We start from the raw sequence: 14,388 nt of genomic DNA on the forward strand, positions 1-14,388 counted from the left end.
TTGAGGTGACACCGAAAAGATCGCAGCCTTCGGCAGCTCCTACATGGAGCGCCGTACACCTGTAGGAGCTGCCGAAGGCTGCGATCTTTTGATCTTGAAAAGGAGGTTCCCATGACCAGCTCCGCCCAGCACAGTCAGGTTGTACAAAAGCAATTCGGTGAACAGGCCGCCGCCTACCTGAGCAGCGCCGTTCATGCGCAAGGCACTGAATTCGCCTTGCTACAGGCTGAACTGACAGGGCAGGGCGAAGCGCGGTTGCTGGACCTGGGGTGTGGCGCCGGCCATGTGAGTTTTCACGTGGCGCCGCTGGTCAAGGAAGTGGTCGCCTACGACCTGTCGCAGCAAATGCTCGACGTCGTGGCTGCTGCTGCCTTGGATCGCGGCATGAGCAATATCTCCACGGTCAACGGGGCCGCCGAGCATCTGCCGTTTGCCGATGGCGAATTCGATTTCGTCTTCAGCCGTTATTCGGCGCATCACTGGAGCGATCTCGGTGTGGCCCTGCGCGAAGTACGTCGGGTGCTGAAGCCGGGTGGTGTGGCGGCGTTCGTGGATGTGTTGTCGCCGGGTAGCCCGTTGTTCGACACTTACCTGCAAAGCGTCGAAGTGCTGCGCGACACCAGTCACGTGCGCGATTATTCTGCCGGCGAGTGGTTGCGGCAGGTTAGCGAGGCGGGGTTGCATGCGCGTAGCACTGCGCGGCAGCGTCTGCGCCTGGATTACAGCAGTTGGGTCGAGCGCATGCGCACACCTGAAGTGATGCGCGCCGCGATCCGTCAGTTGCAGCAGTCGATGGGCAACGAAGTACGCGAATATTTTGAGATTGAAGCCGATGGCTCGTTCAGTACAGATGTGATCGTACTGATGGCCGAACGATAAGAATTTTCCGGGGGCGCCAGTTGAGGGCGCACCGACTGAAGACACGAGGAAAGCATGAGCAAGCAGATTCTGATTCTCCCAGGCGACGGTATTGGTCCGGAAATCATGGCCGAAGCGGTCAAGGTGCTGGAATTGGCCAACGACAAGTACAGCCTGGGTTTCGAGCTGAGCCATGACGTGATCGGTGGCGCGGCCATCGACAAGCACGGCGTGCCACTGGCCGACGAAACCCTCGACCGTGCCCGCGCTGCCGATGCCGTCCTGCTGGGCGCTGTCGGTGGCCCGAAATGGGACACCATCGAGCGTGACATCCGCCCTGAGCGCGGTCTGCTGAAAATCCGTGCGCAACTGGGCCTTTTCGGCAACCTGCGTCCGGCGATCCTGTACCCGCAACTGGCCGACGCGTCGAGCCTGAAGCCGGAAATCGTTGCCGGTCTGGACATCCTGATCGTCCGTGAGCTGACCGGCGGCATCTACTTCGGCGCGCCACGCGGCACCCGCACGCTGGAAAACGGCGAGCGTCAGGCCTACGACACCCTGCCATACAGCGAAAGCGAGATCCGCCGCATCGCCCGCGTCGGTTTCGACATGGCCATGGTGCGTGGCAAGAAGCTGTGCTCGGTCGACAAGGCCAACGTGCTGGCCTCCAGCCAACTGTGGCGTGAAGTGGTCGAGCAGGTCGCCAAGGATTACCCGGAAGTCGAACTGAGCCACATGTACGTCGACAACGCGGCCATGCAACTGGTGCGCGCACCGAAGCAGTTCGACGTGATCGTCACCGACAATCTGTTCGGCGATATCCTCTCCGACGAAGCGTCGATGCTTACCGGTTCCATCGGCATGCTGCCGTCGGCCTCGCTCGACTCCAACAACAAGGGCATGTACGAGCCTTGCCACGGTTCGGCGCCGGACATTGCTGGCAAAGGCATCGCCAACCCGTTGGCGACCATTTTGTCGGTGTCGATGATGCTGCGTTACAGCTTCAATCTGCATGACGCGGCCGATGCCATCGAGAAAGCTGTCAGCGTGGTTCTGGATCAAGGCCTGCGTACCGGCGACATCTATTCGGCCGGTTGCAACAAAGTCGGTACGCAGGAAATGGGCGACGCAGTAGTCGCCGCGCTGCGGAATCTGTAATCTCTCGGGCCCGCTGCGAAATTCAATACAAAGCAGCGGCCCACTTTTCAAGAAGGTGTAGTTGCGATGAAACGTGTAGGTCTGATCGGTTGGCGCGGTATGGTCGGTTCCGTGCTCATGCAGCGGATGCTGGAAGAGCAGGATTTCGATCTTATCGAGCCGGTGTTTTTCACCACTTCCAATGTCGGTGGCCAAGGCCCGTCCGTGGGCAAGGATATTGCCCCGCTCAAGGACGCTTACAGCATTGAAGAGCTGAAGACCCTCGACGTGATCCTGACCTGCCAGGGCGGCGACTACACCAGCGAAGTGTTCCCCAAGCTGCGCGAAGCCGGCTGGCAGGGTTACTGGATCGACGCGGCTTCCAGCCTGCGCATGAACGATGACGCGGTCATCATTCTTGATCCGGTCAACCGCAAGGTCATCGACCAGCAGCTCGATGCGGGCACCAAGAACTACATCGGCGGCAATTGCACCGTCAGCCTGATGCTGATGGGGCTGGGCGGTCTGTTCGAAGCCGGTCTGGTCGAGTGGATGAGCGCCATGACTTATCAGGCTGCCTCCGGTGGCGGCGCGCAGCATATGCGTGAACTGATCAAGCAAATGGGTGTGACCCACGGCGCTGTTGCCGAGCAACTGGCTGACCCTGCCAGTGCGATCCTGGATATCGACCGTCGTGTGGCTGAGGCCATGCGCAGCGAAGCGTACCCGACCGAACACTTCGGCGTACCGCTGGCTGGCAGCCTGATCCCGTGGATCGACAAGGAACTGCCGAACGGCCAGAGCCGCGAAGAGTGGAAGGCCCAGGCCGAGACCAACAAGATTCTCGGTCGCTTCAAGAGCCCTATCCCGGTCGACGGCATCTGCGTGCGCATTGGCGCCATGCGTTGCCACAGCCAGGCGCTGACCATCAAGCTGAACAAAGACGTACCGATCGCCGACATCGAAGGGCTGATCAGCCAGCACAACCCTTGGGTCAAACTGGTACCGAACCAGCGCGAGATCAGCATGCAGGAGCTGAGCCCGACCAAGGTCACCGGCACCCTGAATGTGCCGGTCGGTCGACTGCGCAAGCTGAACATGGGCACCCAGTATCTGGGCGCTTTCACCGTCGGCGACCAACTGCTGTGGGGCGCGGCCGAACCGCTGCGTCGCATGCTGCGGATTTTGCTTGAGCGTTGATCGTTTGAAGTCATAAAAGAACCCGTGCCTTGTGAGAGGTGCGGGTTTTTTTATGCCTGAAATTTCTTGAGTGTCAGGTCTGGCCTCATCGTGAGCAGGCTCACTCCTACAGTGGGCGGTGGTGAACGCAAGTTTTCTGTTCCACACCAATCATTGTAGGAGTGAGCCTGCTCGCGATGAGGCCTGAACAGTCTCCGCAAACCTCCGGCAGAAATTGCCTGTGCGCCAGTCACCCGGTAAAGTGCCGCTCCCCCCGTTTCGCCAGAGGCTCGCACCATGACCCAGACCCTTGATATTGCCGTGATCGGCGCCACCGGTACTGTCGGCGAAACCCTCGTACAGATTCTTGAAGAACGTAATTTCCCGGTCGGCAACCTGCATCTGCTGGCCAGCAGCGAATCCGCCGGCAGCTCGGTGCTGTTCCGCAACAAGAACGTGCGCGTGCGTGAGGTCGACGAGTTCGATTTCAGCAAGGTCAAACTGGTGTTCTTCGCTGCCGGTCCAGCCATCACCCTGAGCTACGCCGCCCGCGTTCACGCCGCCGGTTGCTCGCTGATCGACCTGTCCGGCGCCTTGCCGGCAGATCAGGCGCCGCAAGTGGTGCCCGAAGCCAATGCTGCTGTGCTCGCCGGCTTGAAAGCGCCGTTCCAAGTCAGCAGCCCGAGTCCGTCGGCGACCACTCTTGCCGTAGTGCTCGCGCCGTTGCTCGATCTGATTGATCTGCAATACGTCAACGTCACCGCCAATCTGGCTGTTTCTGCCCAGGGTCGTGAAGCCGTCGCCGAGCTGGCACGCCAGACCGCCGAGCTGCTGAACATGCGCCCGTTGGAGCCAAAGTTTTTCGATCGGCAGATGGCGTTCAACCTGCTGGCTCAGGTCGGCACGCCTGACGCGCAGGGCCATACGCTACTGGAAAAACGCCTGGTGCGTGAGTTGCGTCAGGTGCTGGCGCAGCCTTTATTAAAGATTTCCGCAAGTTGCGTTCAAGCCCCGGTGTTTTTTGGCGATAGCCTTAGCGTGACCTTGCAGTCAGCGCAGGCCGTCGACCTGAAAAAGGTCAATGCCGCGCTGGAAGCTGCGTCGGGCATTGAACTGGTCGATGCCGGTGATTACCCGACGGCGGTCGGTGACGCGGTGGGGCAGGACGTGGTCTATGTCGGTCGTGTTCGCAGTGGTGTCGATGACCCGGCGGAACTTAATCTGTGGCTGACGTCAGATAACGTGCGCAAAGGCGCAGCACTCAATGCTGTGCAGGTTGCCGAGTTGTTGATAAAAGACCTGCTGTAAAAGATACTTGGCAACAATTTGTCGACTGATTCTAGCTGGGCGCTATGCTTGGCCGAAGCAGTTGATAACGAGTCACCCTCCGGGACTTTCCGGGGCATCAAAGAAATGATCGCGCGCGGCAGTCTGTCGTCGTCGCGCGCAATGCCTTACGGCAGCGGTATTCAACATCTTCTCGCTGGCCGAGGAACGTTCAAACAAAGGATGAGGCTATGGTTCAAGTTCGCAAACTGGTGTTAGCAATAGCGGCCGCCTCGGCGCTGTCCTCCGGTATGGCGCATGCCCTCGGGCTCGGGGAGCTGACCCTGAAGTCGACCCTGAACCAGCCGCTGGTGGCTGAAATCGAGCTGCTCGACGTCAAGGATCTCACCGCTGCCGAAGTGGTGCCGAGCCTGGCCTCGCCGGAAGACTTCGCCAAGGCCGGCGTCGACCGCCAGGCCTTCCTCAATGATCTGACGTTCACGCCAGTGCTTAACGCCAGTGGCAAAAGCGTGCTGCGGGTGACCTCGAGCAAGCCACTGTCGGAACCGATGGTGAAATTCCTCGTCCAGGTGATGTGGCCGAACGGCCGCTTGTTGCGCGATTACAGCGTGCTGCTGGACCCGTCGAAGTTTTCGCCGCAGACCGCTGACGCCGCTGCGCAACCGGCGCCGTCGCAAACCATCACGGCGCCGACCACCGGCGCCACGCACTCGACGCAATACACCACCACCCCGCGCGACACCCTGTGGGAAATCGCGGCGAAGGCCCGTACCGGCGGCTCGGTGCAGCAGACCATGCTGGCCATTCAGGCGTTGAACCCGGATGCGTTTATCGGCGGCAACATCAACCGCCTGAAAGTCGGCCAGGTCCTGCGTCTGCCGGATTCGGTGCAAAGCACTGCGCTGCCACAGTCGGCGGCCATCGCTGAAGTCGCGGCGCAAAACGAAGCCTGGCGTCAGGGCCGTCGTTATGTGGCCAAGCCTGGCACCGGTCAGCAGCAACTTGATGCGACCAACCGTGGTCGCGGCAATACTGGCGCTGCGCCTGACGCGCAAGACAACCTGAGCCTGGTTTCCGCTGAAAGCGCCAAGGCCCGCGGCAAAGGCCCGGCGGGCGACGCCAAGGCCCTGAGCGACAAGCTCGCGGTCACTCAAGAAAGCCTCGACACGACCCGTCGTGACAACGAGGAACTGAAAAGCCGCATGACCGATCTGCAAAGTCAGCTCGACAAGCTGCAACGTCTGATCGAGTTGAAAAACAATCAACTGGCGAAGATGCAGGCCGAAGGGCCGGGTGCTGCGCCAGGCGCCAATCCGGCGGTGCCTGCGATCACTGCCGAGTTGGCCGCCACACCGCCAGCGACACCGGCAGAAGCAGCGCCGACGCCGGAGTCGGCCATTGCACCACCGGCCGAGACGCCAGTTGAGCCAGTGGTCGAGCCGGTGGTCGAAACCACACCTGCCGCTGATGACGAAAAAACCTTCAACGAGCTGCTGACCAATCCGATCTTGCTGGGTCTGGTCGGTGGCGGTGCCGTGGTCTTGCTGTTGTTGCTGTTGCTACTGGCCCGTCGCCGCAAAGCTCAGCAGGAAGCCGAGAAGCATGTGCGCATGGCGCGCGCTCTGGCTGAGGAACAAGAGTTCTCCGCCGAGCACGATCTGCCGGAAAGCAGCTTCGAAGGTCTGGAAACCCCGGCCGCGAGCGTCAAGCTCAACACGCCGGCTCCAGCGCCTACGCCTGCGCCAGTAGTCGCCCCGATTGTGGCGCCAATCGTGATGGCCGAGCCAATCGCCGCACCGCTGGTTGCCCCGGCAGGCGAGCGCTCCGATGATGTCCTCGACAAGGCTCAATCGCACATTAACGCCGGACGTCTGAATCAGGCTGCTGCGTTGCTGGAAGAGGGCATCAGTCTTGAGCCGCAGCGCAGTGATCTGCGTCTGAAGCTGATGGAAGTCTATGGTCAGCAGGGCGATCGCGATGCTTTCGTAGGTCAGGAGCGTCAGTTGGTAGCCAATGGCGACAACTTCGCCAAGGTCGAAGAGCTGAAAAGCCGTTTCCCGGCCATGGCCGTAGCGGTCGCCGGTGGTTTGGCAGCCGCCGCCATCGCTGCCGAGCTGGACGCCCAGTACGTCAAGGAATTGCTGCTGGATGAGCCAGAAGCGCCTGAGCCATCGCCAGTTGCGGACGATCTGGACAGCGCGTTCGACCTGAGTCTGGACGATCTCGACAACATCACTCCGGTTGAGCCGGCGCCAATCGTTGAGCCCGAAGCGCCGGTCGAACTGGACGAGTTCCCGTCGGACGACGATCTGAGCTTTGAATCGGTGCTGAAAGAGCAGACCGACACCAAAGAGAATCTCGATGATCTCTCGGATTTCGACCTGGATCTGGACCTTGGCGCTGAGCCGGCTCCTGCTCCGGCACCGTTGGCCGATGATGACTTCCTGCTGGATCTGGATGACGGCGTGAAGGATCTGTCGCCGGTAGAGCCACCCGTCGTCGCCGATGTGCCGCAGGATGATCTGGAGCTGCCAGCCGATTTCGACCTGTCGCTGGCTGACGAGATGGACTCCAATCCGGCGGCCGAGCCTGATGCATTTGCCGCCGAACTGGATGACGTCAACGCCGAGCTGGATCGCCTGTCGCAGAGCATTGCCGAGCCGACGTTCACCGAGGCCGATGCGGCGCTGGGTGATGATCTGGGTGAAGACGATTTCGACTTCCTCGCGGGCACCGACGAAGCAGCCACCAAACTTGATCTGGCGCAGGCCTACATCGACATGGGTGACAGCGACGGCGCGCGCGACATCCTCAACGAAGTGTTGACCGAGGGTGATGAGAAGCAGCGCGGCGAAGCCAAGGAAATGCTCTCGAGCCTGTAAATCAGGTTCAGCGGTAAAGAACACGGCAGCCCATGAGGCTGCCGTTTTTGTTTGGCGCATTGGATCAAAAGATCGCAGCCTTCGGCAGCTCCTACAGGAAAACGCCGATTCTTGTGTAGGAGCTGCCGAAGGCTGCGATCTTTTGATCTTGAGGCCTTATAATGCCCGCCTTTGCAAAAACAGCAGGCTGTCCCACCTTGGCAAACATAGATAACCCGGTCGCCGAAATGGCCCCCGACGGCTTTTACCGCGTGGCGCTGGGCGTTGAATACAAAGGCTCGCGCTACAGCGGCTGGCAGCGTCAGTTAACCGGTGTGGCGACGGTGCAGGAAGCGCTTGAAAAAGCCTTGTCGAAAGTCGCCAACGCGCCCGTTTCCTTGCAGTGCGCCGGGCGTACCGATGCGGGTGTGCATGCCTGCGGACAAGTGGTGCATTTCGACACTCAGGTCGATCGCTCGCTGAAGGCCTGGGTGATGGGCGCCAACATCAACCTGCCTCACGACATCAGTGTCAGTTGGGCGCGGGTGATGCCGGCGAATTTCCATGCGCGGTTCAAGGCCATCGCCCGGCGCTATCGTTATGTGATCTACAACGATCAGATTCGCCCGGCCCATCTCAATGAAGAAATCACCTGGAACCACCGCCCGCTGGACGCCGAGCGCATGGCTGAGGCCGCGCAGTATCTGATTGGCACCCACGATTTCAGTGCGTTCCGTGCCGGCCAGTGCCAGGCGAAATCGCCAATCAAGAAGATGCATCACCTGCGCGTGACCCGTCACGGCAAGATGATCGTGCTCGACATCCGCGCCAACGCATTCCTTCACCACATGGTGCGCAACATCGCCGGCGTGCTGATGACCATCGGTGCTGGCGAGCGGCCGGTCGAGTGGATGAAAGAAGTGCTGGAAAGTCGCGAGCGCCGGTCTGGCGGCGTGACAGCGCATCCCTACGGGTTGTATCTGGTGCAAGTCGAGTACCACGACGAATTTCCGCTGCCCGAGCGTTTTATCGGTCCGCATTTCCTTACGGGGTTCTCCGAACTTGACGGCTGACGCCCTCGAGCGCTTTTGTTACCATCCGGGACTTTCCCGGATTCTGCCTCGGAGTTTTTCTCGATATGTCAGCCGTTCGCAGCAAGATCTGCGGGATTACCCGCATAGAAGATGCGTTGGCCGCCGTCGAAGCCGGGGCTGATGCGATCGGATTCGTGTTTTACGCCAAAAGTCCGCGCGCAGTCTCGGTCCAGCAAGCGCGGGAAATCATCAAGGCCTTGCCGCCGTTTGTGACCACCGTGGGTCTGTTCGTCAATGCCAGCCGCTGCGAGTTGGGGGAAATTCTCGATGCCGTGCCGCTGGATCTGCTGCAGTTCCATGGTGACGAGACCGCCGAAGAGTGCGAGGGCTGGCACCGTCCTTACATCAAGGCGCTGCGGGTCAAGGCCGGCGATGACATCGCCGCGGCTGTCGATGCCTACCCAAGCGCCAGTGGCGTGTTGCTCGATACCTACGTCGAAGGCGTGCCGGGCGGAACCGGCGAGGCGTTCGACTGGTCATTGATTCCGCAAGGTTTGAGCAAGCCGCTGATTCTGGCGGGTGGTTTGACCCCGGAAAACGTCGCAGGCGCCGTGGCTCGGGTAAAACCCTATGCAGTAGATGTCAGCGGTGGGGTCGAGGCGAGCAAGGGCATCAAGGATCACGCAAAAGTTCAGGCGTTCATCGGCGCCGTCAGGGGCATTTAGGCCTGTGCATGATGTGACGGCTGGCACACTGCCGCCGTCCACAGCTTGGTACAAAAGAGGCTGAGGGTTTTTGGGTTGTACGAAGGTCAGTTTTACTGACCCGGCCATCCTTGATCATCGCCACACATGAATTTAGCTGAAGGGCATACGCGGGGCTGCGAACCAGAGCGTTCGAGCCGCCGGTACTGGAGAAAGAAAGCATGAGCAACTGGTTAGTAGACAAACTGATCCCTTCGATCATGCGTTCGGAGGTCAAGAAGAGCTCGGTGCCTGAAGGTCTGTGGCACAAATGCCCGTCCTGTGAGGCTGTGCTGTATCGTCCGGAGCTGGAAAAGACCCTGGACGTTTGCCCAAAGTGCAACCACCACATGCGCATCGGCGCACGTGCGCGCATCGACATCTTCCTCGATGCCGAAGGTCGCAACGAACTGGGCGCCGATCTGGAGCCGGTTGACCGTCTGAAATTCCGTGACGGCAAGAAGTACAAGGATCGCCTGACCGCTGCACAGAAGCAGACCGGCGAAAAAGACGCGTTGATTTCCGTCAGCGGCACCCTGCTGGGCATGCCGGTAGTGGTTTCGGCGTTTGAATTCAGCTTCATGGGCGGTTCCATGGGCGCCATCGTCGGTGAGCGTTTCGTACGCGCTGCCAACTACGCGCTGGAAAACCGCTGCCCGATGATCTGCTTCGCCGCTTCCGGTGGTGCGCGCATGCAGGAAGCCCTGATCTCGCTGATGCAGATGGCCAAGACCTCGGCCGTGCTGGCGCGTCTGCGCGAAGAAGGCATTCCGTTCATCTCGGTGCTGACCGATCCGGTTTACGGTGGTGTTTCCGCCAGTCTGGCAATGCTCGGCGACGTGATTGTTGGCGAACCTAAAGCCCTGATCGGCTTCGCCGGTCCGCGCGTTATCGAGCAAACCGTGCGCGAGAAACTGCCGGAAGGCTTCCAGCGTAGCGAATTCCTGCTGGAGCACGGTGCGATCGACATGATCATTCATCGTCAGGAGCTGCGTCCGCGTCTGGGTAACCTGCTGGCACAAATGACGGGTAAGCCAACGCCGACATTCGTTGCTGCGCCAATCGAGCCGATCGTCGTTCCGCCGGTGCCTGCCAACATATGACCGAGCGCACCCTTGGCGAGTGGCTCGCCTACCTTGAGCAGTTGCATCCGTCGGCCATCGACATGGGTCTGGAGCGTTCGCAACAGGTAGCGTCCCGCATGGGGCTGGGCCAGCCGGCGCCTCGGGTGATCACGGTCACCGGCACCAACGGCAAGGGTTCGACGTGCGCTTTCGTGGCTTCATTGCTGCGGGCGCAGGGCCTGAGCGTTGGTGTCTATAATTCTCCGCACCTGCTGCGTTACAACGAGCGGGTGCAGCTCAATGGCGTCGAAGCCACTGACGCACAGCTGTGCGAAGCCTTCGCTGCGGTCGAGGCCGGGCGTGGCGAAACCTCCCTGACTTACTTCGAAATGGGCACCTTGGCGGCGTTTTGGCTGTTTCAACAGTCAGGGCTCGACGCTGTGGTGCTGGAAGTCGGTCTGGGCGGGCGTCTGGACACGGTCAACGTGGTGGATGCCGATATCGCGCTGGTTACCAGCATTGGTGTCGATCACGCCGATTATCTGGGTGATACCCGCGAATCCGTAGCCTTCGAGAAGGCCGGCATCTTCCGTCAGGGCAAGCCTGCACTGTGTGGCGATTTGAATCCTCCGCAACCGTTGCTCGACAAGGCGCGTGAGCTGGCGTGCCCGTTCTTCCTGCGTGGGCGCGATTTCGATCTCGGCATCACTGATCAGAACTGGCAGTGGCGCGGTACCGATGCGCAGGGCCGGGTTGTCGAGCTGCATGATTTGCCGCTGCTCGATCTGCCGATGGAAAACGCCGCGCTGGCGTTGCAGGCGTATCTGCTGCTCGGTTTGCCGTGGAATGCACAGCAGATTGTGGCGGCCTTGCGGGCGACGCGAGTTGTCGGGCGTCTGGATCGCCGTTCGTTCGAATGGAATGGCAAGCGCCTGAATCTGTTGCTGGATGTTGGTCATAACCCGCACGCGGCGGAGTATCTGGCTCGACGTCTGGCCTCGCGGCCTCCGGTCGGCAAGCGTCTGGCGGTGTTCGGTCTGCTGGCGGACAAGGATCTGGATGGTGTTATCGGCGAATTGAATGCTAGTGTCGAGCACTGGGCCGTGGCGCCCTTGGATTCGCCGCGCGCACGTCCGGTTGCAGAATTACACGCGGCATTGCAGAACCTTGGCGCGTCGGTCACGTCTTACGACAGTGTTGCCGCCGCACTTGAAGGGCAGTGCGCAGTCGCAACCAGCGACGATGAGATTCTGTTGTTCGGATCATTTTATTGTGTCGCCGAGGCCCTTGAATGGTTGGCCCGGCGCTCCACGGAGGAAGCGGCAAATGGCTTTGCTGGATAAAGCGTACAAACAGCGCATGGTCGGTGCCCTGGTGCTGGTGGCGCTGGCGGTGATTTTCCTGCCAATGCTGTTTTCCCGTCAGGACGAACAGCGTCAGGTGACCGTAGAGGCCCCGGCTGCTCCGCATGCGCCTGCCGTGCCGCAGGTGCAGTTGGAACCGGTCGCCGTTCCCGAGCCGCAAGCCTTGCCGCAAGAGCCCGTGCCAAGCGATGACGAAATCGCCGAGCAAGTCGCGCCTTCTGCGCCGATCGCCCCGGCACCTGTTGTGCCGGCCCAGATCGCCAAGCCTGCCGCGCCGCCGCCGGTGTCCAAGCCGATTCCTGCGCCTGCCCAGCCGATCGCTTCAGCGACAACCAAGCCTGATACCACTCAGAGCCGCGTCGACGCCAATGGTCTGTCGGTCAGCTGGTCGGTGCAACTGGCCAGCCTGTCGAGCCGCGCCAGCGCCGAGAGTCTGCAGAAAACGCTGCGCAGCCAGGGCTACAACGCTTACATCCGTTCAGCCGATGGCAAGAATCGGGTGTTCGTCGGTCCGCTGATCGAGCGCGCCGAAGCCGATCGTCTGCGTGATCTTTTGAGCCGTCAGCAGAACCTCAAGGGTTTTGTCGTGCGCTTCCAGCCCGAGCGTGGCTAGGATCTATCGATTCGATTGAAATGCACTGAAAATCGCAGCTTACCGACAGCCATGCGCTCTGCTAAAATGCGCCGCCTTATCCGTCTGTAGGCTGCACTGTGCCATTTACCTGGGTTGACTGGGCGATCGTTGCAATCATCGCCATCTCCGCATTGATCAGTTTGAGCCGCGGCTTCGTCAAAGAAGCATTATCGCTGGTGACCTGGATCATCGCAGGAGTCGTCGCCTGGATGTTCGGTGGTTCATTGTCCGAGTACCTCGCCGGATACATCGAAACCCCATCGGCTCGCGTGATCGCGGGCTGTGCCATCATGTTTGTCGCCACGCTGATCGTGGGCGCAATGATCAATTATCTTATCGGCGAGTTGGTTCGCGTCACCGGGTTGTCCGGGACCGACCGCTTCCTGGGAATGGCCTTCGGCGCGGCGCGTGGCGTGCTGCTGGTGGTCGTCGCAGTCGGGCTGTTGAGCCTGGGGCCGGTACAGCAGGACGGGTGGTGGAAAGAATCTCAGCTCGTGCCAAAATTTCTATTGGTCGCCGACTGGTCCAAAAACCTGATTCTCGGGTGGAGCAGTCAGTGGCTTGCCAGCGGAATCAGCGTACCCGCTGAAATTCCGTTCAAGGAGCAGCTCTTGCCGTCGGCCAAAACGCCGCAGTGAGTGTTGTTCAGTTCAGATCCATTAAGTAGGGGTTGCGTCGCATGTGTGGCATCGTCGGTATCGTCGGTAAGTCGAACGTCAATCAGGCGCTGTATGACGCGCTAACCGTGCTCCAGCACCGCGGCCAGGACGCTGCCGGTATCGTGACCAGCCATGATGGCCGGTTGTTCTTGCGCAAGGACAATGGCCTGGTGCGTGACGTGTTCCATCAGCGTCACATGCAGCGCCTGGTCGGCCATATGGGTATCGGCCACGTCCGTTATCCAACCGCGGGTAGCTCGACTTCGGCCGAAGCCCAGCCGTTCTACGTCAACTCGCCTTACGGCATTACGCTGGCGCACAACGGTAACCTGACCAACGTTGAACAGTTGGCCAAAGAGATTTACGAATCCGACCTGCGTCACGTCAACACCAGTTCCGACTCGGAAGTGCTGCTCAACGTGTTCGCCCACGAGCTGGCCCAGCGCGGCAAGCTGCAACCGACCGAAGAAGACGTGTTTGCTGCCGTGACCGACGTGCACAACCGTTGCGTCGGCGGTTACGCGGTAGTGGCCATGGTGACCGGTTACGGCATCGTCGGTTTCCGTGACCCGCACGGCATCCGCCCGATCGTGTTCGGCCAGCGTCACACCGACGAAGGCGTCGAGTACATGATCGCCTCGGAAAGTGTTTCCCTGGACGTGCTCGGTTTCACCCTGATTCGCGACCTGGCACCGGGCGAAGCGGTCTACATCACTGAAGAGGGCAAGTTGCACACCCGTCAGTGCGCGACCAACCCGTCCCTGACCCCGTGCATCTTCGAACACGTCTACCTGGCGCGTCCGGATTCGATCATCGACGGTGTTTCGGTGTACAAGGCTCGCCTGCGCATGGGTGAGAAGCTGGCCGAGAAGATCCTGCGCGAGCGTCCAGAGCACGACATCGACGTGGTCATCCCGATTCCGGACACCAGTCGCACCGCTGCGCTGGAGCTGGCTAATCACTTGGGCGTGAAATTCCGCGAAGGTTTCGTCAAGAACCGTTACATCGGCCGCACCTTCATCATGCCGGGCCAGGCTGCCCGCAAGAAATCGGTACGCCAGAAGCTCAACGCCATCGAGCTGGAATTCCGCGGCAAGAACGTGATGCTGGTCGATGACTCGATCGTGCGCGGCACCACCTGCAAGCAGATCATCCAGATGGCCCGTGAAGCCGGCGCGAAAAACGTCTACTTCTGCTCGGCCGCTCCTGCGGTGCGCTTCCCTAACGTCTACGGCATCGACATGCCAAGCGCCCATGAACTGATCGCCCACAACCGTTCGACTCAGGACGTGGCTGATCTGATCGGTGCTGACTGGCTGATCTATCAGGACTTGCCTGACTTGATCGAAGCGGTCGGCGGCGGCAAGATCAAGATCGAAAACTTCGACTGCGCAGTGTTCGACGGCAAGTACGTCACCGGTGACGTCGATGAGGCGTACCTGGACAAGATCGAACAGGCTCGCAATGATCTCTCGAAGGTCAAGACCCAGGCGGTCAGTGCGATCATCGATCTGTATAACAACTGAGTTTCTACCGGCCCTGAGGGGCCGGTTTTGTATCTGGCAAAA

General features: G+C 60.5%; 12 protein-coding genes. All 12 read left to right on the forward strand.

What is annotated here, in order from left to right; genetic code table 11:
- The first annotated feature begins 111 nt into the window (after positions 1-111).
- Positions 112-879, forward strand: coding sequence for a class I SAM-dependent methyltransferase (locus ICA16_RS22435; RefSeq protein WP_210701611.1), 768 nt, complete (start codon positions 112-114; stop codon positions 877-879).
- 54 nt (positions 880-933) lie between these two features.
- Entirely contained in the window at positions 934-2,016 is a 1,083-nt protein-coding gene (leuB, locus tag ICA16_RS22440; RefSeq protein WP_150616663.1) for a 3-isopropylmalate dehydrogenase, read from the forward strand.
- A gap of 66 nt (positions 2,017-2,082) precedes the next feature.
- The gene (asd, locus tag ICA16_RS22445; RefSeq protein ID WP_150601435.1) at positions 2,083-3,195 is read left to right on the forward strand and encodes an aspartate-semialdehyde dehydrogenase; all 1,113 of its coding nucleotides are present in this window, start codon (positions 2,083-2,085) and stop codon (positions 3,193-3,195) included.
- 276 nt (positions 3,196-3,471) lie between these two features.
- Positions 3,472-4,482: an aspartate-semialdehyde dehydrogenase gene (locus ICA16_RS22450; RefSeq protein ID WP_150601436.1), complete on the forward strand. Its 1,011-nt coding sequence runs from the start codon at positions 3,472-3,474 to the stop codon at positions 4,480-4,482.
- Positions 4,483-4,691: 209 nt separating this feature from the next.
- Positions 4,692-7,343 carry a motility hub landmark protein FimV gene (locus ICA16_RS22455; RefSeq protein WP_210701612.1) on the forward strand — a complete coding sequence of 884 codons (2,652 nt, stop codon included), beginning with the start codon at positions 4,692-4,694 and terminating at the stop codon, positions 7,341-7,343.
- A gap of 227 nt (positions 7,344-7,570) precedes the next feature.
- On the forward strand, positions 7,571-8,395 hold the full coding sequence (gene truA, locus ICA16_RS22460; protein WP_150601525.1) for a tRNA pseudouridine(38-40) synthase TruA: 825 nt from the start codon (positions 7,571-7,573) through the stop codon (positions 8,393-8,395).
- 65 nt (positions 8,396-8,460) lie between these two features.
- Positions 8,461-9,081 carry a phosphoribosylanthranilate isomerase gene (locus ICA16_RS22465; RefSeq protein WP_042558611.1) on the forward strand — a complete coding sequence of 207 codons (621 nt, stop codon included), beginning with the start codon at positions 8,461-8,463 and terminating at the stop codon, positions 9,079-9,081.
- 200 nt (positions 9,082-9,281) lie between these two features.
- A complete protein-coding gene (gene accD, locus ICA16_RS22470; protein ID WP_042558612.1) occupies positions 9,282-10,202 on the forward strand; it encodes an acetyl-CoA carboxylase, carboxyltransferase subunit beta in 921 nt (306 codons plus the stop codon).
- The gene (folC, locus tag ICA16_RS22475) at positions 10,199-11,506 is read left to right on the forward strand and encodes a bifunctional tetrahydrofolate synthase/dihydrofolate synthase (RefSeq protein ID WP_210555598.1); all 1,308 of its coding nucleotides are present in this window, start codon (positions 10,199-10,201) and stop codon (positions 11,504-11,506) included. The genes accD and folC overlap by 4 nt, the downstream gene beginning before the upstream one ends.
- The gene (locus ICA16_RS22480) at positions 11,490-12,140 is read left to right on the forward strand and encodes an SPOR domain-containing protein (RefSeq protein WP_150616660.1); all 651 of its coding nucleotides are present in this window, start codon (positions 11,490-11,492) and stop codon (positions 12,138-12,140) included. The genes folC and ICA16_RS22480 overlap by 17 nt, the downstream gene beginning before the upstream one ends.
- Before the next feature lie 98 nt (positions 12,141-12,238).
- Positions 12,239-12,799, forward strand: a complete 561-nt coding sequence (locus ICA16_RS22485) for a CvpA family protein (RefSeq protein ID WP_042558615.1) — start codon at positions 12,239-12,241, stop codon at positions 12,797-12,799.
- A gap of 41 nt (positions 12,800-12,840) precedes the next feature.
- Positions 12,841-14,346, forward strand: a complete 1,506-nt coding sequence (purF, locus tag ICA16_RS22490; RefSeq protein ID WP_150616659.1) for an amidophosphoribosyltransferase — start codon at positions 12,841-12,843, stop codon at positions 14,344-14,346.
- Positions 14,347-14,388 lie beyond the last annotated feature (42 nt).

This window comes from Pseudomonas anatoliensis (assembly GCF_017976235.1).
Classification (GTDB): domain Bacteria; phylum Pseudomonadota; class Gammaproteobacteria; order Pseudomonadales; family Pseudomonadaceae; genus Aquipseudomonas; species Aquipseudomonas anatoliensis.